The sequence below is a fragment of the Labrys sp. (in: a-proteobacteria) genome, from assembly GCF_047605565.1.
In the GTDB taxonomy this organism is placed as follows: domain Bacteria; phylum Pseudomonadota; class Alphaproteobacteria; order Rhizobiales; family Labraceae; genus Labrys; species Labrys neptuniae.
Genome location: NZ_JASGFM010000011.1, coordinates 73,057 through 92,369, shown reverse-complemented (window position 1 = coordinate 92,369; position 19,313 = coordinate 73,057). Strand labels below are relative to the sequence as shown.

The 19,313-nt window shown below is 67.2% G+C and carries 13 protein-coding genes; 4 read left to right on the top strand and 9 right to left on the bottom strand.

Features of this window, described 5'->3' with window-relative positions; genetic code table 11:
• Positions 1-21: 21 nt before the first annotated feature.
• Both QM672_RS12590 and QM672_RS12585 read left to right on the top strand, forming a co-directional pair.
• Positions 22-2,031: an aldo/keto reductase gene (locus QM672_RS12590; protein WP_415082946.1), complete on the top strand. Its 2,010-nt coding sequence runs from the start codon at positions 22-24 to the stop codon at positions 2,029-2,031.
• Positions 2,032-2,355: 324 nt separating this feature from the next.
• On the top strand, positions 2,356-4,074 hold the full coding sequence (locus tag QM672_RS12585) for a VanW family protein (protein ID WP_415082944.1): 1,719 nt from the start codon (positions 2,356-2,358) through the stop codon (positions 4,072-4,074).
• Positions 4,075-4,092: 18 nt separating this feature from the next.
• On the opposite strand, the gene kdgT is transcribed toward QM672_RS12585, so the two are convergent.
• The 4 genes from kdgT to QM672_RS12565 form a co-directional block, all read right to left on the bottom strand.
• Complete coding sequence (gene kdgT / locus QM672_RS12580; protein WP_415082942.1) at positions 4,093-5,091, bottom strand: 2-keto-3-deoxygluconate transporter; 999 nt, start codon at positions 5,089-5,091, stop codon at positions 4,093-4,095.
• Positions 5,092-5,288: 197 nt separating this feature from the next.
• Complete coding sequence (gene kduD / locus QM672_RS12575; protein WP_415082940.1) at positions 5,289-6,059, bottom strand: 2-dehydro-3-deoxy-D-gluconate 5-dehydrogenase KduD; 771 nt, start codon at positions 6,057-6,059, stop codon at positions 5,289-5,291.
• An 11-nt stretch (positions 6,060-6,070) separates the two neighbouring features.
• The gene (gene kduI, locus QM672_RS12570; RefSeq protein WP_415082938.1) at positions 6,071-6,916 is read right to left on the bottom strand and encodes a 5-dehydro-4-deoxy-D-glucuronate isomerase; all 846 of its coding nucleotides are present in this window, start codon (positions 6,914-6,916) and stop codon (positions 6,071-6,073) included.
• A gap of 33 nt (positions 6,917-6,949) precedes the next feature.
• Entirely contained in the window at positions 6,950-7,711 is a 762-nt protein-coding gene (locus tag QM672_RS12565; RefSeq protein ID WP_415082936.1) for a GntR family transcriptional regulator, read from the bottom strand.
• Positions 7,712-7,901: 190 nt separating this feature from the next.
• On the opposite strand from QM672_RS12565, the gene QM672_RS12560 reads away from it, so the two are divergent.
• Positions 7,902-8,942 (top strand): alpha/beta hydrolase family protein, encoded by a 1,041-nt coding sequence (locus QM672_RS12560; RefSeq protein WP_415082934.1) that lies wholly within the window; start codon positions 7,902-7,904, stop codon positions 8,940-8,942.
• 12 nt (positions 8,943-8,954) lie between these two features.
• On the opposite strand, the gene QM672_RS12555 is transcribed toward QM672_RS12560, so the two are convergent.
• From QM672_RS12555 to acs, 3 genes are all read right to left on the bottom strand, one after another.
• Entirely contained in the window at positions 8,955-10,751 is a 1,797-nt protein-coding gene (locus QM672_RS12555; protein ID WP_311944919.1) for a chloride channel protein, read from the bottom strand.
• A 127-nt stretch (positions 10,752-10,878) separates the two neighbouring features.
• On the bottom strand, positions 10,879-11,616 hold the full coding sequence (locus QM672_RS12550; protein ID WP_415082932.1) for a DUF4241 domain-containing protein: 738 nt from the start codon (positions 11,614-11,616) through the stop codon (positions 10,879-10,881).
• 22 nt (positions 11,617-11,638) lie between these two features.
• A complete protein-coding gene (gene acs / locus QM672_RS12545; RefSeq protein ID WP_415082930.1) occupies positions 11,639-13,585 on the bottom strand; it encodes an acetate--CoA ligase in 1,947 nt (648 codons plus the stop codon).
• A 355-nt stretch (positions 13,586-13,940) separates the two neighbouring features.
• Here acs and QM672_RS12540 point away from each other — a divergent pair, with 355 nt between their 5' ends.
• Positions 13,941-14,768 (top strand): class I SAM-dependent methyltransferase, encoded by an 828-nt coding sequence (locus tag QM672_RS12540; RefSeq protein WP_415082928.1) that lies wholly within the window; start codon positions 13,941-13,943, stop codon positions 14,766-14,768.
• 12 nt (positions 14,769-14,780) lie between these two features.
• Here the strand turns inward: QM672_RS12540 and QM672_RS12535 are convergent, their stop codons facing one another.
• Positions 14,781-17,960, bottom strand: coding sequence for an efflux RND transporter permease subunit (locus tag QM672_RS12535; protein ID WP_415082926.1), 3,180 nt, complete (start codon positions 17,958-17,960; stop codon positions 14,781-14,783).
• Between the two features lie 2 nt (positions 17,961-17,962).
• Positions 17,963-19,270 carry an efflux RND transporter periplasmic adaptor subunit gene (locus QM672_RS12530; protein ID WP_415082924.1) on the bottom strand — a complete coding sequence of 436 codons (1,308 nt, stop codon included), beginning with the start codon at positions 19,268-19,270 and terminating at the stop codon, positions 17,963-17,965.
• Positions 19,271-19,313 lie beyond the last annotated feature (43 nt).

Here is a 19,313-nt window from a genome sequence, read left to right as displayed (position 1 = left end):
AAAGTGTTTGGAAAGACCGACATGACCGAGAAAGACAAGATCCGCTGGGGCATCATCGGGCCCGGCGCCATCGCCAAGGCCTTCACTGCCGGCCTGGCCGATTCCGAGAGCGGCGTCCTCGCGGCGATCGGCACCCGCGATCCCGACCAGCCGGGCCTTGCCGAAGCCTTCTCCGGCGCCCGCATCCATCGGGGCTATGAGGCCTTGCTGGCCGATCCCACGATCGATGCCGTCTATATCGCCGTACCTCATCCCGGCCACGCGCAATGGGCAATCAAGGCAGCCGAGGCCGGCAAGCATGCGCTGGTGGAAAAGCCCATGGGACTGACGGCCTTCGAGGCCGACGCCATGATGCATGCCGCCCGCAAGGCCGGAACCTTCCTGGGCGAGGCCTTCATGTATCGACAGCACCCGCAGACCCTGAAGCTGGTGGAACTGATCCGGTCAGGCACGATCGGCGAGATCAGGTTGATCCGCTCCAGCTTCGGCTTCGCCATGCCGGCGTTCAAGCCCGAGCACCGGCTCTATGCCAACGATCTGGCGGGCGGCGGCATCCTCGACGTCGGTGGCTATCCCGTCTCGATGGCGCGGCTGATCGCCGGTGCCGCCTCGGGCAAGGATCTCGCGGAACCCGACAGCGTCTCCGGCGCCGGCCATCTCGGCCAATCCGGCGTCGACGAATGGGCCTCGGCCCTGCTGCACTTCCCCGGTGGCATCCTCGCGGAAGTCTCCTGCTCGATCTCATTGAAGCAGGACAATGTGCTGCGCATCCTCGGCACCAAAGGCCGCATCGAGGTGCAGGACTTCTGGTTTGCCGGCGGCGTGCAGGGCGGCACCGGCGAGATCCGCATCATCGGGCCCGATGGCACGAGCGAGACGGTGACAGTCGAGGAGACGCGGCATCTCTATGCCTTCGAGGCCGACGCCGCGGGCAGGGCCATTCGCGAAGGCCGCCAGGAATTCGCCTGGCCGGGCATGGACTGGGCAGACAGCCTGGGCAATCTGCGCGTGCTCGACAAATGGCGCCAGGCGATCGGGCTCGAATACGGCATCGAGAAGCCCGAGCGGCGGAAGGAGACCCTGAAAGGTGGAGCGCTCAGGCAGGGCAGCGGGCCGATTCCCCGGCGCCGCATCCCCGGCCTCGAACCGGCCGCCTCCGCCGTGGCGCTCGGCTTCGAGGATTTCAGGACCTTCTCCAGCGCCGCCATCCTGCTCGACGCCTTTTTCGAGAAGGGCGGCAACCTGTTCGACACCGCCTTCGTCTATGGCGCCGGCATCACCGAAAAGCTGTTCGGCGACTGGCAGGCCTCACGAGGCGTGCGCAAGGAGAGCGTGGTGATCGGCAAGGGCGCGCATACCCCGCTCTGCCGCCCCGAATTCATCGGCCAGCAGCTCACTTTGTCACTCGAACGGCTGAAGACCGACCATGTCGATGTCTATTTCATGCATCGCGACAATCCCGACGTGCCGGTGGGCGAATTCGTCGACGCCATGGACGCCGAGGTCAGGGCCGGCCGCATTCGCGGCCCGTTCGGTGGCTCGAACTGGACACGCGAGCGTTTCGACGAGGCGGTCGCCTATGCAGAACGGACAGGCAAGCAGAAGCCGGGAGCGCTCTCCAACAATTTCGCCCTCGCCGAAATGCAGGACGTGATCTGGGCCGGCTGCGTCTCGGCCTCGGACGATGACTGGAAGGCCTGGCTTGCCGCCCGGCAGGTCCCCAATTTCGCCTGGTCGAGCCAGGGGCGCGGCTTCTTCACAGACCGGGCCGGACGCGACAGGCAGGATGACAAGGAGCTCGTGCGGGTCTGGTATTCCGAGCGCAATTTCGCGCGCCGGGACCGGGCGGTCGAGCTGGCGCGCCAGCTGGGCAAGCGCCCGATCCATGTCGCCCTCGCCTATGTGCTGTCGCAGCCCTTCCCGTCCGTACCCCTGATCGGGCCGCGCACGCTCGCCGAGCTCGATGACAGCCTCGAGGCCTTCGACATCACCCTGACACCGGAACAGGTCGCCTGGCTTGATCGGGGATAGAGGCCGCGATAGCAGCTTATGAGGAAGGGCGCGCCGCCGACCACCCCTTCTCCCCGTTCTGACGGGGAGAAGGCCGGGATGAGGGGCAGCGCAACACGTAGAAAACTGAACTCTGCGAAGCCCCTCACCCTTACCCTCTCCCCGCAAGTGGCGGGGCGAGGGGGCTTGAGCGTCGCGGCCTCACGTCACCTTCATCACCCAGCCCAATCCTTCATTCTGTTCCCGCGACAGCCAGAATTGCCCTCCGCGTGCCAGCGCGCACGGCGGGCCTGGCGGGGGTCCGTTAAGGTCTCGGCAAGTTCTCAGCCGAGCCAGGATCCCGCCATGATCGCCCTCCCGCAGCGCCGCGTCCCCGATTATGCCGACAGCCTCGCCTTCGAGGCCAAGGCGATGGCCTTGCGGGGCCTGCGCTTCCTGCGCGAGAAATTCACAGCCGAACCCGTGGCCCGCCATGGCCGCTCAGCCCGGCTGGCCGCCGCGCCCGTGCTCGGCCGGGCCGGCTCGCCCCTGTGGACCCATCTCGCTGGGGCCAGGGACCGCGAGCTCACCGCCGGCAAGGTCCAGAATTTGCGCATGGCCCTGAAGGGGCTCGACGGCGTCGAGGTGCCGGCCGGCGCCATACTTAGTTTCTGGAAGCAGGTCGGCCGGGCCAGCCGGGCGCGCGGTTACGTCCCCGGCCGCGAGCTGCGCGAAGGCTGCCTGATCACCAGCGTCGGCGGCGGCCTCTGCCAGCTTTCCAACGCCCTCTACGAGGCCGCCCTCGCGGCCGGGCTGGAGATCGTCGAACGCCACGCCCATAGCCGCGTGGTACCCGGTTCGCGTGCCCAGCTCGGCCGTGACGCCACCGTGTTCTGGAACTATGTCGATTTCCGCATCCGCAGCCCCCACGCCTTCCGCATCGAAGCCTCGATGAGCCGGGACAGGCTGGAGATCGTGCTGCGCGGCCATGGCCGCGCCAAGGCCGCCGAGCTGCCGGTGGAAAAGCCATCCGCCGAGCCGGTGGTGCATGACTGCACCCAATGCGGCCAGGAAGATTGCCATCGCAACGATCCCGAACGGCCCTTGCGCGCCGGCGTGCCGACGGCCTGGCTCGTCGATGCCTGCTGGCCGGAATTCGCCGCCCTGCTGAAGCAGAGGGCCGGCAGCGAGGATGCCCTGTTCCTGCCCTCCCGCCATCTCGGCGCCGCGCGCTATGGCTGGCCGGCCGGTATTGCCGGCAGCGAGACCACGGCCACCATCGCTACCCTACGCCGCTCGCTGGCGCTACGGGGCGCCACGGGCGGCAGCCTGCAGGCGAAGGCCCTGCAGGGCGATGCCCGGCTCGCCGCCGCCTATGCCGCCAGACTGTCGCACCGGCACACGCATCTCGTGGTCTCGCAGAACCTGCTGCCGCATCTGTGGCTGTCGGGTGCCCTGCAGGGCCGCAGCTTCGAGGTGCTGATGGAGCGCCTGCCGCTCGCGGTCCTGCAGGCAAGGCTCGATGCCGCTGCTGCACACCACCCGGAAAGCCCCACCTTGGCCGACTTCCGGGCGCCGGAAGCGATCGTGGCAGCCGAAAGCGCCGCCCTGGCCGCCGCCGACCGGCTGCTGACGCCGCATGCGGAGATCGCCGCCCTCGCCCCCGGCAGAACCCATCTGCTCGACTGGTCCCCCGCCCGGCCACTCCCGGCCGCGAAAGGCGGCCGCACCCTGCTTTTTCCGGCCTCGGCCCTCGGCCGCAAGGGCGCCTATGCCCTGCGCGAGGCGCTTTACGGTCTGCCCATCGAGCTTGCCGTCAAGGGGCGTGCGCGCGAGAGCCTCGGCTTCTGGGGCAATATGCCCGTCCGCCTGTTGGCGCCGGGCGAGATGCCCGCCACCCTTGCCGGCGTGGTGCTGCCGGCCGTGGTCGAGCACCAGCCGCGCCTGCTCCTCGCCGCCCTTGCCGCAGGCCTGCCGGTCATCGCGACTCCGGCCTGCGGCCTCGCCGCGCGTCCCGGCTTGACCCTGGTGCCGGAGGAGGATCCGGCGGCCCTGCGCCGGGCCATCGAAACGCTGTTCGGCTGAGGCGAAGCAACGGCCGCCTCAGATCGGCTCCACGCCAGGCCGGTGCACGGCTTCCGCCTGCGGGGCCGGGAACCTGCCCATCCGCTTGGCCCACAGCGCCGTCAGGATTGGCACCAGGATCGCCGTCACCAGGCAGGCCGTGGCCACCAGGGCGGTGGCTGCCGGCACCACGGGCTTGAAACTCGGGATCATCTCGCCGATCAGCGTCGGGTTGGCGATCGCCGCCCCCGCCGTGCTGGAAGCCGCCAGCCCGGCCGTGCCGTTGCCGCCGCCGATGAACCTGTCGGCCAGCATCAGGGGAATGCCGGTGACCACGATCACCCCGAGGCCGAGCAGCACGCCGGCAAGGCCGCTCTGCGCGATGACCTTGAGATCGATGCCGTTACCGAGGGCGAAGCCGAAGAACGGGATCAGCGGATGGACGCAGCGCCCGAACAATTCGCGCAGGTCGCGGTCGAGATTGCCCAGGGCAAAGCCGATCAGGAAGGGCAGCACCGCGCCGACGAACAGGCGCGGCTCGAACACGGCCACGCCGGAGGCACCGAGGATCAGCATACTGACCAATGGTCCCGATTCGACCGACATCAGCACGAAGGCGCCGGCCTCCTCCCTGGTGCCGTATTGCTGCATCACCGCGGCGTAGAGGCCGCCATTGGTCATGTCCATCGAGGCGGTGATCGCCAGCACCGACAGGCCCGCGAACAGGCCGGAGGTGATGCCGCCATCGGGAATGAAGCGCGCCGCGATCATGGTGGCGACCCAGGCCACGATGATCTTGGTGACCAGGAGCGTGCCCGATTTGCGCAGCACCACGCCGGTCGCCCTCAGGTCAATGGTGGCGCCCATGCAGAAGAACCAGACGGCGAGGATCGGCACGGTGCCGGTGATCAGCCCGTTGCTGAACGACCCCAGATAGCTGCCGGCTCCCGGCGCAAAGGTCTTGCACAAAGCGCCGAGCACCAGCGGCACCAGCATCAGCCCGCCGGGAATCCTATCGATGACCTTCAATATCTTCATGGACTGCCTCCCAGATTGTATTTTTGGCGAACGGCCAGACGTGGCCGCTCCGCAAATTCCTTCTCCCCTTGCGGGAGAAGGTGGCATTGCGAAGCAATGACGGATGAGGGGTGCTGGCGAACACTCGTGGGGTTTGTGCATCTCCCCTAATCCGCCCCTTCGGGGCACCTTCTCCCGCAAGGGGAGAAGGAAATCGCTCAGCGCGCCAGCCAGCCGCCATCCACCGGGATGGTGATGCCGTGGACATAGGCGGAGGCCTCGGAGGCCAGGAACACGGCAGCGCCGCCGAGATCGGCGGGGGCGCCCCAGCGCCCGGCCGGAATGCGCGCCAGGATCTGGGCATTGCGCTCGGCGTCGGCCCGCAAGGGCGCGGTGTTGTTGGTCGCCATGTAGCCGGGGGCGATGGCGTTGACGTTGATGCCCTTGGCGGCCCATTCGCAGGCGAGCAGCTTGGTCAGCCCCATCAGCCCGCTCTTGGCCGAGGTGTAGGAGGCGACGCGGATACCACCCTGGAAGGACAGCATCGAGGCGATGTTGATGATCTTGCCGCCGCGTCCGCCCGCAAGCATGACGCGGGCCGCCGCCTGGGCCAGGAAGAAGGCCGATTTGAGATTCACGTCGACGACGGCGTCCCAATCCTCTTCGGTGAAGTCGAGGGCGTCGGCGCGACGGATGATGCCGGCATTGTTGACCAGGATATCGAGGGCGCCGAAACGATCGAGCGCGGCCTGGACGATGGCGGGCAGGCCCGCAGTGGTCGCGAGATCGGCGGTCACAGGCAGGAAGATGCCGCCCTGCGCCTCGATCGCCGCACGGGTTTCGTCGGCGGGGCCGCGATCGACCCCGACGATGCTGGCGCCAGCCTGCGACAGGGCGATGGCGATGGCCTGCCCGAGCCCAGTGCGCGATCCCGTCACCATCGCCACCTTGCCGGTGAGATCGAAGGGATTGGCGAAAGCCGTGTTCATCGTGGCCGGACTCATCGCAGATCCGCCGTCGCGACCATGTCCATGTCGGCATAGTCCTGGTTGTCGCCGGCCATGGCCCAGATGAAGGTATAGGCGCCGGTGCCGACGCCGGAATGGATCGACCAGGGCGGCGAGATCACCGCATCGCCCTCGCCCACCACCAGATGGCGGGTCTCCTGCGGCTCGCCCATGAAATGGAAGACGCGCGCCTCGGGCGCGAGATCGAAATAAAGATAGACCTCGTTGCGCCGATCATGGGTGTGGCAGGGCATGGTGTTCCACACCGAGCCCGGCGCCAGCGTGGTCATGCCGAAGACGAGCTGGCAGGACTCGACGGCGCCCGGGATCAGCATCTGGTGGATGCTGCGCTCATTCGCGGTGCTCTTGTCGCCGAGTTCCAGGATGCGCCCGACCGAGGCGTCGATCCGGCGCGTCGGATAGCTGCGATGGGCGGGCGCCGACAGAAGATAGAAGCGCGGCGGCACAGCGCCATTCCCGGCTTCGAACACCACCTCGCCCGCCCCCATGCCGACATAGAGAGCCTCGCGGGTGCCGATGTCATGAACCTCGCCGTCGACACGCACGATGCCCGGACCGCCGATATTGATGACGCCGAGTTCACGCCGGGCCAGGAAGCTCGACTGCCCGACCTCCTTCGGCGTCTGCAGGGCCAGGGGCGCATCGACCGGGCAGGCACTGCCGATGATCATGCGCTCGACATGGGAATAGACCAGCTTGATGCGGCCGGCGGCGAACAGGTCGGGGATCAGGAATTCGCGGCGCAAGCCCTGCGTATCCAGGCCCTTGGCGGCCTCGGGGTGGCTGGCGTGGCGAATTTCGAGGGATTGATGGGACATGAGAACTTTCTGGATTGTCCAAGTCGCGAGGCGCTAGCGAAACAGCAGCGTCTCGAAGGCGGCGGAGATGCCGGCGGCATCCCCCGAGAAATAGTCGGGGTTGTGATCGCGGATGGAGGCCAGGCTCCGCCGCAGCCCATCGAGATGATGGTCCATGGCAAGGCCGGCCTTCTCGGCATCGTGGGCCTCGATGGCGTCGACGATGGCACCGTGCTCGTCGACGACGCGCAGCATGCGCCCGGCCTCCGGCAGGGTCAGCCGGCGGTAACGGTCGAGCTGGGTCTTGACCTCACGCACCATGTCCCAGGCGCCAGGCCGGCCCGCCGCCATGGCGAGCGCAGCATGGAAGGCTTCATCCGCCTCGTGAAAACCGTTGGTGTCGCCGGCCCCGAGGCTCTCGCGCTGGCGTTCGATCAGGCCGCGCAGCAGGGTGACGCTGCTGCCTCGGGCCTGGTGGGCGGCGGCGCGCGCGGTGGCGTGCTCGACGGCCGAACGCACGAAGATCGCATCGGGCAGGATGGCGGCGGGAATGCGAGCCACGCGGGTGGCGGAGCGCGCCGCGATCTCGACCAGTCCCTCGTCGGCCAGGCGCAGCAGCGCCTCGCGGACCGGCGTGCGGCTGACGGCATGCGCCGTGGCGACCTCCACCTCGGCGATCTTCTCGCCGGGCAACCTGACCATGGAGACGATCTCGTCGCGCAGTGCCCGATGCACGACCGCTGCCGTCGTCATGCCCGGCTGGGCCGCAAGCGGCCGCCCACCGGTACGGTCCTGGAAATGGCCAAAGGCGCTCATCACTCTCACCATATCTGATATATCAGATATCCTAGCTACTCATGAAGGCGACGTCAATCGCCTGGGATGGCCCCCTCGACAGAGCGGGTCCCCCATCGCCTTTCGGTACGACCTCGAACATGTTCCAGGTCGCAAGCCCCGGCCACCGCGCAGCAGGAAGGCGGCGTCAACCGCATTTCTGGAGAGTTTCATGCGCCGTTTCGCTGTCCTTCTCGCCCTCGTCGCCTGCCTGGCAGGACATGCCGCCTTGGCCGGCGAGCCCGTCGGCTCCAAACAGATCGGCATTCCCGACCCGGCCGGCGAGCGGCCGCTCCAGGCCCGCCTCTGGTATCCGGCCGGCACCTCCGGGCCCTTGACGTCGATCGGCGGGCGGGAGGGCAGCTTCCCGGGTATCGAAGTGGTGGAGAATGCCCCGCCCGCCGCCGGCAGCCATCCGCTCGTGCTGCTCTCGCACGGCTTCGGCGGCAATTGGCGGAACCTCAACTGGCTGGCGAGCGAACTCGCCGGTCGCGGCTATGTCGTGGCGGCACCGGATCACCCCGGCACCACCACCTTCGACAAGCGGCCGGAACAGGCCGCCCGCCTGTGGGAACGGCCCCACGATCTCAGCCGGGTTCTCGATGCCGTCGGCACCGATCCCGGCCTCGCCGGCCCCATCGAGGCGGGCCGCATCGCCGCCATCGGCCATTCCCTCGGCGGCTGGACGGTGATGGCGCTGGCGGGCGGGCGCTATGATGCGAGCCGTCTTCCCGCGATTTGCTCGCCCGCGCCTTTTTGCGAAGCGCTCACGGCCGTCGGGCTGCGCGATGGCGGGACCGATCCCGCCAGGCTGGGAGCCGATCTTCGCGACGCCAGGATCGGCGCCGTCGTCTCGCTCGATCTCGGACCCGCGCTCGGCTTCACGCCGCAAAGCCTGGCGGCTGTCAGGATACCCGTGCTGGCGCTTGCGGCGGGAACGCCTGTGCCCGGCATCGCGGCCCTGAAGCAGGACTCCGATTACCTCGTCAGCGCCCTGCCGCAGGCGACCACCCGCTACCTGCCCATCCCCGATGCCACCCATTTCAGTTTCATGCAGCTCTGCCTGCCGGACGCGGACGCCGCCATCGAGAAAATCGCCCCGGGCGAGAGCTTCGTCTGCCGGGACGGCGGCACGCGCGACCGAACGGCCCTGCACCGCCAGATCGCCGACGAGATCCTCGCCTTCCTGGCCCGGGTGCAGCCCTCGCGGTAGGGGCTGTAGCGCCTAAACCCCGCCCGCCAGATCGCGGCGGGCGCGGTCGGCGGCTTCGGCATAGCGGCGCAGGGCATGGGCTTCCGACAGCAGGCCGATGACATGGCCGGCCTCGTCGACCACCGCCAGCGCCTCGGCCTCGCAGCCTTCCATGCGCTCGGTCGCCTCCTTCAGCGTCATCCCCGCCGTCAGCACCTCGTCGCGATAGAGCGCCAGGCTACCAACGGGATTGGCGCCATCCTGGATCTCGGGGCTGACCTGATAGGCATCGGCGACCCGGATCAGCCCGGCATAGCGATTGGTGAGGGTGTCGACGGCCACGATGTAATGCGTGGTGCCGAGCGGATGGGCGTTGCGGAAGACTACCAGGGAGGCGTCCTTGTCTACCGTCGGCGCGGGCTTGCGCATCACCCGGCCGACGGTGAGATCGCGGGCCCAGCCGATGTCGTGGGCGCTGCGGATCGCCTCGCCGCGCAGATGGAAGCGCCAGGTGGCGAAGGAGTAGCCGAAGGTCTCGCGCACGGTGATGCTGGCGATGATCACCGCCAGCAGCACGGCGGCGGTGAGCTGGAAATCACCCGTCATCTCCAGCACCAGGAAGCTCATGGTCAGCGGTCCGCCCATCACGGACGCGGCCAGCGCCGCCATGCCGGTCAGCGCCGCCGCGTGGGGCGTCAGCCCCGTATCCAGGGAGAAGAGATGGATGCCGCCGAGATAGAACTGGCCGATCAGCGCGCCGAGGAAGAGCGAGGCGAAGAATAGGCCCCCGCGAAAGCCCGAGCCGAGCGAGATGGAAGAGGCGAGCCCCTTCAGCAGGATCAGCCCGCCCAGCATCAGCATCGGCAGTTCGCCGCCGGCGAGCATCTTCACCAGCGCACCATGCCCCGACGACAGCACCTGCGGCGTGATCAAGGCAAGTCCACCAACCATCAGGCCGCCCAGCCCCGGCATCAGCCAGATCGGCAGGGGCAGGCGACGGAAGCCCTTCTCGGTCATGGCGACGCCCAGCATCACCAGGATGGCGACGGCGGCGCTGAACAGGCCGAGGCCGACCAGGGCCATGAAGGACGAGGCCTGCGGCTTGTAGCCGACATCGATGACGAAGGCGTAGGAATCGATCCCGAGCAGATGGGTGACGATGGTGCCGGCAATGGCCGCTGCTGCCACGGGCGCCAGATGCGAGACGGCGTAGGTACCGATGATGATCTCGAAGGCGTAGAAAGCACCGGTCAGCGGCGCACTGAAGGCACCGGCGATGGCCCCGGCCGAACCGCAGCCCACCAGCAGGCGTAAATCCGCGCGGCGCAGATGAAAGCCGAGGCCGAGCCGTGAGGCGATGCCGGAGCCGATCTGCGAATAGGCGGCTTCGAGCCCCACCGAGGCACCGAAGGCGTTGGAGATCCAGGTCTGGATCACCACGATGATGCTGCCGGTGAGCGACAGGCGCCCGCCATGCAGGGCATTGGCCTCGATCGGATCGACCGGGCGGGGCGAGCGGGTCCGCGCCAGAACCAGGTTGAACAGGCCGAGCAGGAGGCCGCCGATCAGCGGCATGGAGACGGCCAGGATCACCGGCAGGCCGAGGGTCCCGCTCAGCCTCTCCTCCGCCTGCAGGCCGAAAAACAGCTCATGGGCGAGCTGTGCGGTGGCGGCGACGCCATAGACCGCTACGCCGGCCAGCGCGCCCACCACGGCCGCGAGTGCGACCATGCCGCTCTCGCTGCGTCGCACCAGCAGGCGCATCCAGCCAGGGATGATGCGGTCGAAGGCGAGGTTGAGAGCCTGGCGGGAAAAACGCTGATGGAACATGGCAAGCTGGCCCGCCTCTGGTGGAGGCGGGAATAAGGGGAAGGCCGATCCATCCTGTTTAGACGCTTGTTGTGAAAGGCAAAAGTCCGCAAGCGACGAAAATTGGCGCGATCGGGGATGCCAGGCACTATTCTCGCCTGCCAGGCGGGTCATCCACCACGCGCAGATCGGTCAGCAGCATCGCCACACTGCCATCGGCCGCCAGGCCGAACCAGGATGGATAGGCGCCATCGCCCCAGCCGCTCGAGAACAGCACGAGGGAATGGGGAGCTCGGGTGGTCGAGAGCGAATAGGGCAGGCCATGCTCCTTGCCGTAGCTCTCACCCAGACGGATCCAGTCGTCATAGATGGCCTGCACCTGATCGGTCGACAGGGCTGCGATATCCTTGCCGACGGCAGGATCGAGGAAGGCGCCGGTGCCGGCATCGACCGGAAAGCCGTAATATTCATCCTTGCCAAGCTTGGCCGGATCCTGGCCCGGCACCAACGCCCGTTCCCAGGTCACGACCGGCGCCTGTGAGAATTCGACGCGCGCAAAGGCGATGCGATCGCCGAAACGCTGCGAACGCATCACCGCGATGCGTACGGGAAAGCGCCCCGTCGGCACGGTGCGAATGAAGGGCCTGGCCTCGATGAAGACAAAGGGATCACAGGCCACGATCTGGCCTGTGGACACGGTGACCTCACCGAGAAGGCGACTGTCGAGCGGCACCGGCGCGCCATTGACCGTGGCCGTCGCGCCGGGCTTGAACGCCGCCTCGAAGCGGGCTGCGTCCGGGCGCAACGGCCCCTCCTCCGCCCCGGCCGGCGCGATCATGCCGAGACAAAGGGCGAGCGCGATGGAAAGCGCCCGCCGCATCGTCATCCGCTCCCTCAGCCTCAGCCCCTCAACCCTTGGGCTTGTTCTGGCGGTTGGCGATGAGATCCTCCACCACCGTCGGGTCGGCCAGGGTGGAGATGTCGCCGAGCGAGCCGAAATCGTCCTCGGCGATCTTGCGCAGGATGCGCCGCATGATCTTGCCGGAACGGGTCTTGGGCAGGCCGGGCGCGAACTGGACGAGGTCGGGCGAGGCGATCGGCCCGATCTCGCGGCGCACCCAGCCGACCAGCTCCTTGCGCAGGGTCTCGTCGCCGCTGGTGCCGGCCATCAGGGTGACATAGGCATAGATGCCCTGGCCCTTGAGGTCGTGGGGATAGCCAACCACGGCCGCTTCCGACACCAGTTCATGCGCCACCAGCGCGCTCTCGACTTCGGCCGTGCCCATGCGATGACCGGAGACGTTGATGACGTCATCGACGCGGCCGGTGATCCAGTAATAGCCGTCCTCGTCGCGGCGGCAGCCGTCGCCGGTGAAGTACTTGCCTTTATAGGCGGCGAAATAGGTGTCGAAGAAGCGCTGATGGTCGCCATAGACGGTGCGCATCTGGCCCGGCCAGGAATCGGCGATGACGAGATTGCCCTCGCAGGCCCCCTCCAGCACCTTGCCCTCGGCGTCGACGATCTCGGGGCGCACCCCGAAGAAGGGGCGGGTGGCCGAGCCCGGCTTGAGCCGGGTGGCGCCCGGCAGCGGCGAGATCAGGATGCCGCCCGTCTCGGTCTGCCACCAGGTGTCGACGATCGGGCAGCGATGGTCGCCGACCACCCGGTGATACCATTCCCAGGCTTCCGGATTGATCGGCTCGCCCACGGAGCCGAGCAGGCGGAGCGAGGCGCGCGAGGTCTTCTTCACCGGCTCCTCGCCGGCACCCATCAAAGCGCGGATCGCGGTGGGCGCGGTGTAGAAGATGGTGACCCGGTGCTTGTCGATCACCTCCCAGAAGCGCGACATCGACGGGTAGTTCGGCACGCCCTCGAACATCAGCGTGGTGGCACCGTTACACAGCGGGCCGTAGACGATGTAGGAATGGCCGGTGACCCAGCCCACATCGGCAGTGCACCAGTAGATGTCGCCCTCGCGGTAGTCGAAGACATATTGGTGCGTCATCGCGGCATAGACGAGATAGCCCGCCGTGGTGTGCAGCACGCCCTTCGGCTTGCCGGTGGAACCGGAGGTATAGAGGATGAACAGCGGGTCCTCCGCCGCCATCTCCTCGCAGGGGCACTCGTCGGAGACATTGGCGGCGAGATCCGCATAGAAATGATCACGGCCGGTGACCATCGCCACCGGGGCGCCCGTGCGCTTGACCACGATCACCGAGGAGACCCCGCCCACCTTGGCCAGGGCCGCATCGACATTGGCCTTGAGCGGCACGCGCTTGCCGCCGCGCAGGCCTTCGTCGGCGGTGATCACCACGGTCGAGCCGCAATCGGTGATGCGGCCGGCGAGGGAGTCGGGCGAGAAGCCGCCGAACACGATGGAATGAACCGCGCCGATGCGGGCGCAGGCCAGCATGGCGAAGGCCGCTTCGGGGATCATCGGCAGATAGATGGTGACCCGGTCGCCCTTCTTGACGCCCTCGCCCTTCAGCACATTGGCAAAGCGCTGCACTTCGCTGGCGAGTTCGCGATAGGAGATGTGCCGGCTCTCGGAGGGATCATCACCCTCCCAGATGATGGCGGTGCGATCGCCGTGCTCGGCAACGTGACGGTCGACGCAATTCCAGGCGACGTTGGTGGTGCCGTCCTCAAACCAGCGGATCGAGACATCGGGTTCGAAACGGGTATTCTTGACCCTGGTATAGGGTTCGAACCAGCCGATCCTTTTGCCGTGCTCGCCCCAGAAGGCCTCGGGATCGCTGACGGAGGCCTCGTATATCGCCTGGTAGCGCGCATTGTCGACATACGCTTCCTCGGCCCATTCGCGCGGAACGTCGTAGATCTTGGCCTCAGACATGCCTTCCTCCCATCGGCCGGGATCGTGCCGCGGCCTTGAACCCGCGCCGGCTTCGGGGCCGGCGTTTCCTCTGGAGCAAAGCGCGTCTTCGCGAAACGCCCTTTCCCTCCAGCTCCGTGTTTCAAGCCAACCTGATGGCTTAGCTTGGGCGTCCTTGCGACTCCTGGCAATTCCGCCAAAAATCACAAGACGCTTTCTAGAACGCTTATGACAAAGCGCGTGCACAGGGCAAGTCCCCCGCGCGCTCCAGCCGATACTGCGGCGTGTCTGTCATTGCTTGGCCGCCCGCGGTATAGTGGGTGCCGAACTTACGATGCCACCGCTTAATACCATCCCGCCAAGAAAGGATGTGGCCATGGACATCGAAGGCGCCGTCGCCAGCCACTACACGCAAGGTTCGCTCGAACGCACGCTCTTCGCGGCGCTGGAGGCGGCCGGCAAGGATCCGGACCACCTGACCACCGGTGATCTCGCCGGCATCGACGAGTTCCATCTCGGTTGGGCAGCCGCCACGGAAGAGCTCGCCGAGGATCTCGGCTTCACCCACGCTATGCATGTGCTCGATGTCGGCTCGGGTATCGGCGGGCCGGCGCGGCATCTGGCACAGGCGCTCGGCTGCAGTGTCACCGGTATCGACCTCACCGCCGAATTCGTCACGGTGGCTGAGGCGGTGACCCGGCGCTGCCATTTGTCGGGGCGGGTCTCCTTCGTGCAGGGCAGCGCCCTCGCTCTGCCCTTCGAGACCGCGAGCTTCGACGGTGCCACCCTGTTCCATGTCGGCATGAACATCGCCGACAAGGATACGCTCTTTCGCGAGATACGCCGGGTGCTCAGGCCGGGGGCACGCTTCGGCGTCTACGACATCATGCATCAGGGCAAGGGCGACCTGCCCTACCCGATGCCCTGGGCGATGAGTTCGGCCACCAGCTTCGTGGAACCGCCCAGCCGCTACCGCCAGGCCCTGGCCCAGGCCGGCTTCAGCCTGGAGCTCGAGCGCAGCCATCGCGACCTTGCCCTTCGGCTCGGCCGCGAGATGAGGGAGAAGGTCGCCCGCGACGGCCCCTCGCCGCTCGGGCCGCAGGTCCTGATGGGCGAGAACGCCGCCCTGCGCATCGGCAATGTGATGTCGGCCCTCGCCGACGGGCTGATCGCGCCCATCGAGATGGTCGTGCGGGCCGGCTGAGAAAGCTCGCTTTCATCGCATCGCCACCGCGCGCGGCTCGGGCAGGACCAGATCCTGGTCCTCCCTCGGCTCTCCCGCCAGGACGGCTTCCGGCGGCTCGCTCGGCTCGCCTGAATCACGGCCGCTTCTCAGCCATTTCGAAAAGCCGTCGAGGTAGAGATAGATCACCGGCGTGGTGAACAGCGTCAGCACCTGGCTGACGATGAGGCCGCCGACCATGGCATAGCCGAGAGGCTGGCGGATCTCCGAGCCGGTGCCGGACCCCAGCATCAGCGGGACGCCGCCGAGCAAGGCGGCCATGGTGGTCATCAGGATCGGCCGGAAGCGCAGGAGGCAGGCCCGCCTTATCGCCTCCACCGCGCTCATGCGGTGGTCGCGCTCGGCGACGATGGCAAAATCCACCAGCATGATGCCGTTCTTCTTGACGATGCCGATCAAGAGGATGACCCCGATCAGGGCGATCAGGCTGAAGTCGAAATGGAACAGCAGCAGCGTCGCCAGCGCCCCCACGCCCGCCGAAGGCAGGGTCGAGAGGATGGTGAGGGGGTGGATGAAGCTCTCATAGAGAATGCCGAGGATCAGGTAGACCACCACCAGGGCCGCCACGATCAGCATCGGCACCGAGGCGAGCGAGTCCTGGAAGGCCTGCGCCGTGCCCTGGAAGGTCGAGCCGATGGTGGCCGGCAGCTCCATGCGCCTTTCCAGAGCCTCGATGGCAGCCGTCGCCTGCCCGAGCGCCACGCCGGGTGCCAGGTTGAAGGAGATCGTCACCGCCGGGAACTGGCCCTGATGGTTGATGGCGAGCGGGCGGACCGGATCGGTGCTCCATTTCGCAAAGGCCGAGAGCGGCACCTCGCCGCCGGTGGTCGGCGAGCGCAGATAGATCTGCTGCAGCGTCGCCGTGCTCTTCTGCAGCGAGGGCAGCACCTCCAGGATGACGTAATAGGTCGAGAGCTGCGTCGAGAACTGCGCGATCTGGCGCTGGCCGAAGGCATCGTAGAGCGTGGCGTCGATGATGTCGGGCGTCAGCCCGTAGCGGGCGGCCTGGTCGCGGTCGATCGACAGGGTCAGGGTGGTGCCGGATGCCTGCTGGTCGGAGGCGACGTCGCGCAGTTCCGGCATCGCCTTCATCGCCTCCAGCAGCTTGGGCGCCCACTGGTTGAGCTGGTCGATGTCGGTGCCCTGCAGGGTGAACTGGAACTGCGTGCGCGAGGGCCGGCCGCCGAGGCGCACATCCTGGGCCGACTGCAGGTAGAGCCGCGCTCCCTCGACCTTGGCGGTCTGGCGCTGCAGGCGGCGGATCACCTGGTCGGCCGAGGCGCCGCGCTCGTCGCGCGGCTTCAGCGTGATGTACATGGTGCCGTCATTGAGGGTATTGCCATTGCCGCCCATGCGCATCGCCATATGGGCGATGGCCGGATCCTTGAGCACGATGGCGCCGAGTTCCTCCATATGGCGCGCCATGTCGGCCACGGAGGTATCCTGCGCCGCCTCGACGACCCCGGTGATCAGGCCGGTATCCTGCTGCGGGAAGAACCCCTTGGGTATGATCACGAACAGGTAGCCCGACAGCGCCACCGTGGCGAAGAAGGTCAGCAGGGTGATGAAGCGAAAACGCAGCACGAGATCGAGGCCGCGCTCATAGGCGTTCACCAGGCCCTCGAAGAAGGCCTCGCTGAGCTTGTAGAGCCTGCCGTGATGCTCCTCGTGAATCGGCTTGAGGAAGCGCGAGGCCATCATCGGCGTCAGGGTCAGCGATACGAAGGCCGAGACCACGATGGTCATGGCGAGCGTGATCGCGAATTCCCGGAACAGCCGCCCGATGATACCGCTCATCAGCAGGAGCGGTATCAGCACGGCGATCAGCGAGATGCTGATCGACAGGATGGTGAAGCCGATTTCGCCCGCTCCCTTGAGGGCGGCGGCCATCGGCCTCTCGCCCTCCTCGATATGGCGGGTGATGTTCTCCAGCATGACGATGGCGTCGTCGACCACGAAGCCCACCGCGATGGTCAGCGCCATCAGCGAGAGATTGTCGAGGCTGTAGCCCGCCAGCCACATCAGCGCACAGGCACCCAGCAAGGCCAGCGGCACGGTGATCGAAGGGATCACCGTAGCCCATACGCTGCGCAGGAAGACGAAGATCACCATGACGACGAGGCCGATGGTGAGCAACAGCGTGAACTGCACGTCCTTCACGGCGGCGCGGATGGTCTGGGTACGGTCCGACAGCACCGAGATCTTGATGGCGGGCGAGATGCCGGCCTCCAGGCGGGGCAGCACCTTCATCACATTGTCGACGGTGTCGATGACGTTGGCGCCGGGCTGCTTGAAAATCACCAGGAACACGCCGCGCTTGCCGTCGGCCCAGCCGGCCTGGGTGTCGTCCTGGGGGGCGCTCACCGCCTGCCCGATATCGCGCACGCGCACCGGGCTGCCATTGCGATAGGCGATGATGACGTCGTTCCAGTCCTTGGCGTCGGTGAGCTGGTCGTTGGCATAGATGGTGTAGGAGCGGGTGGCGCCGTTGAAGGTGCCCTTGGGATTGTTGACGGTGGTGACGGCAAGCGGGGTCCGTACGTCCTCCAGCGACAATCCCTTGGCCACCAGCTTGGCCGGATCGACCTGGACGCGGATGGACGGGGTCTGCTGGCCGCCGACATTGACCTGGCCGACGCCGCCGATCTGGCTGATGGCCTGGGCCAGCTTGGTGAGCGCCTGATCGGAAACCTCGGTCAAGGGCAGCGTGTCTGAGGTGGCGCCGAGCAGGAGGATGGGGGAATCGGCTGGATTCACCTTCCGATAGGTCGGCGGGCTCGGCATGTTCTTGGGCAATTGTCCGTTGGCGGCATTGATGGCCGCCAGCACGTCGGCACCGGCGCCATCGATGTTGCGGGAGAGGTCGAATTGCAGGGTGATCTGGGTCGAGCTCGTCTGGCTCGACGAAGTCATCTCCGAAATACCGGGGATCAGCGAGAACTGCGTCTCCAAGGGCTGGGCTACCGACGAGGCCATGGTGGCGGGATCGGCACCGGGCAGGCTGGCGGAGACCTGGATGGTCGGGAAGTCCACTTCCGGCAGCGGTGCCACCGGCAATTGCGGATAGGCGATGATGCCCACGAACAGGATGCCCACCATCAAGAGCGTGGTGGCGACCGGATAGCGGATGAAGGGGGTGGAAATACCGGGCATGGTCAGTCCGCCTTCCCTGCATCGCCGCCCGTCGGCAAGGCGGCCTGATCGGCAATCTTGCCGTCCGGGGACGGCAACTGCCGCGCCTCGACCTCCGCACCGTTCTGCAGGCGCGCCTGGCCGGAGACCACGACCTTCTGCCCCACCGTCAGGCCCTGGCTGACCACGGCACGGCCATTGCCGCTCATGCTCACCTGGATCGGTGTCGCCACGGCCTTGCCGTCGTTGCCGATCACATAGGCAAAGAGGCCCGACGGCCCGTGCTGGACGGCATCCTCGGGCACCACGAGGACCTGCCTGAGCGTGTCGACGAGCAGGCGGGTATTGACGGACAGGCCGGGCCAGAGCGCGTTGTCGGCATTGTCGAAGCGTGCCTTCAGGCTGATCGTGCCCGTCGCCTGGTTGACGGTATTGTCGATCACCGCCAGCGTGCCGTGGGAAAGAATGCTCTGGCCATCGGAGCTCAGGGCTTCGACCGGGGCCGGCCCGCGCTCGAAGGCCCTAGAGCGATTTTCGATCCCATTGGATCGAACATCGCTCGTCGTTTCAGAAGGATTGACGCGTTTTTCCGATCCGGTCGGATCGGAAAACGCTTTGGTGATGGCCGGCAACAGATCCTGCGGTTCGGTGAACTGCACCGCGATGGGCTGGAGCTGGGCAATGGTGACGATGCCGTTCTGGTCGGCGGCATGCACGATGTTGCCCGGATCGATCTGGCGGAAGCCGGTGCGACCCGTGAAGGGTGCCTTGATGGTGGTGTAGTCGAGATTGGTGCGCGCATTGGCGATGGCCGCGTCGTCGCCCTCTATCTGCGCCTTGACCTGGTCGACCAGGGCCTGCTGCGTATCGACGGCCTGCTGCGACTCAAAGCTCTTCTGGGCGAGGTTCTGGAAGCGCTGCAGGTTCAACTGGTCGTTTCGAAGGCTGGCCTCGTCCTGGGCCTTCTTGGCGACTGCCTGGTCCAGCGCGGCCTGGTAGGGACGCTTGTCGATCTCCACCAGGGCATCGCCCTGCTTGACCATCTGGCCCTGCTTGAAGAACACCCGGGTGATCTCCCCGTCGACCCGGCTTCTGACCGTCACCGTCTTGAAGGGTGAGACCGTACCCAGTCCGTCGACCTCGACCGGATAGTCGGCTTTCGCCACCGGTGTGAAGGTCACCGGCACCTTGGCGGCGGGTGCGGCCTGGGCCTGGGGTGCCGGCGCCGCCTGTGCGAGGTGACGCCAGGCCACATAGCCTCCCAGCCCGACCATCAGGACTGCCAGTCCGGCGGGCCAGCGGCGCCGTCTGCGTTCACGTTCGATATTCATGGGTCCGATCCGTCGAATCGCGCCTGCCTGCAAGCGCGCATGC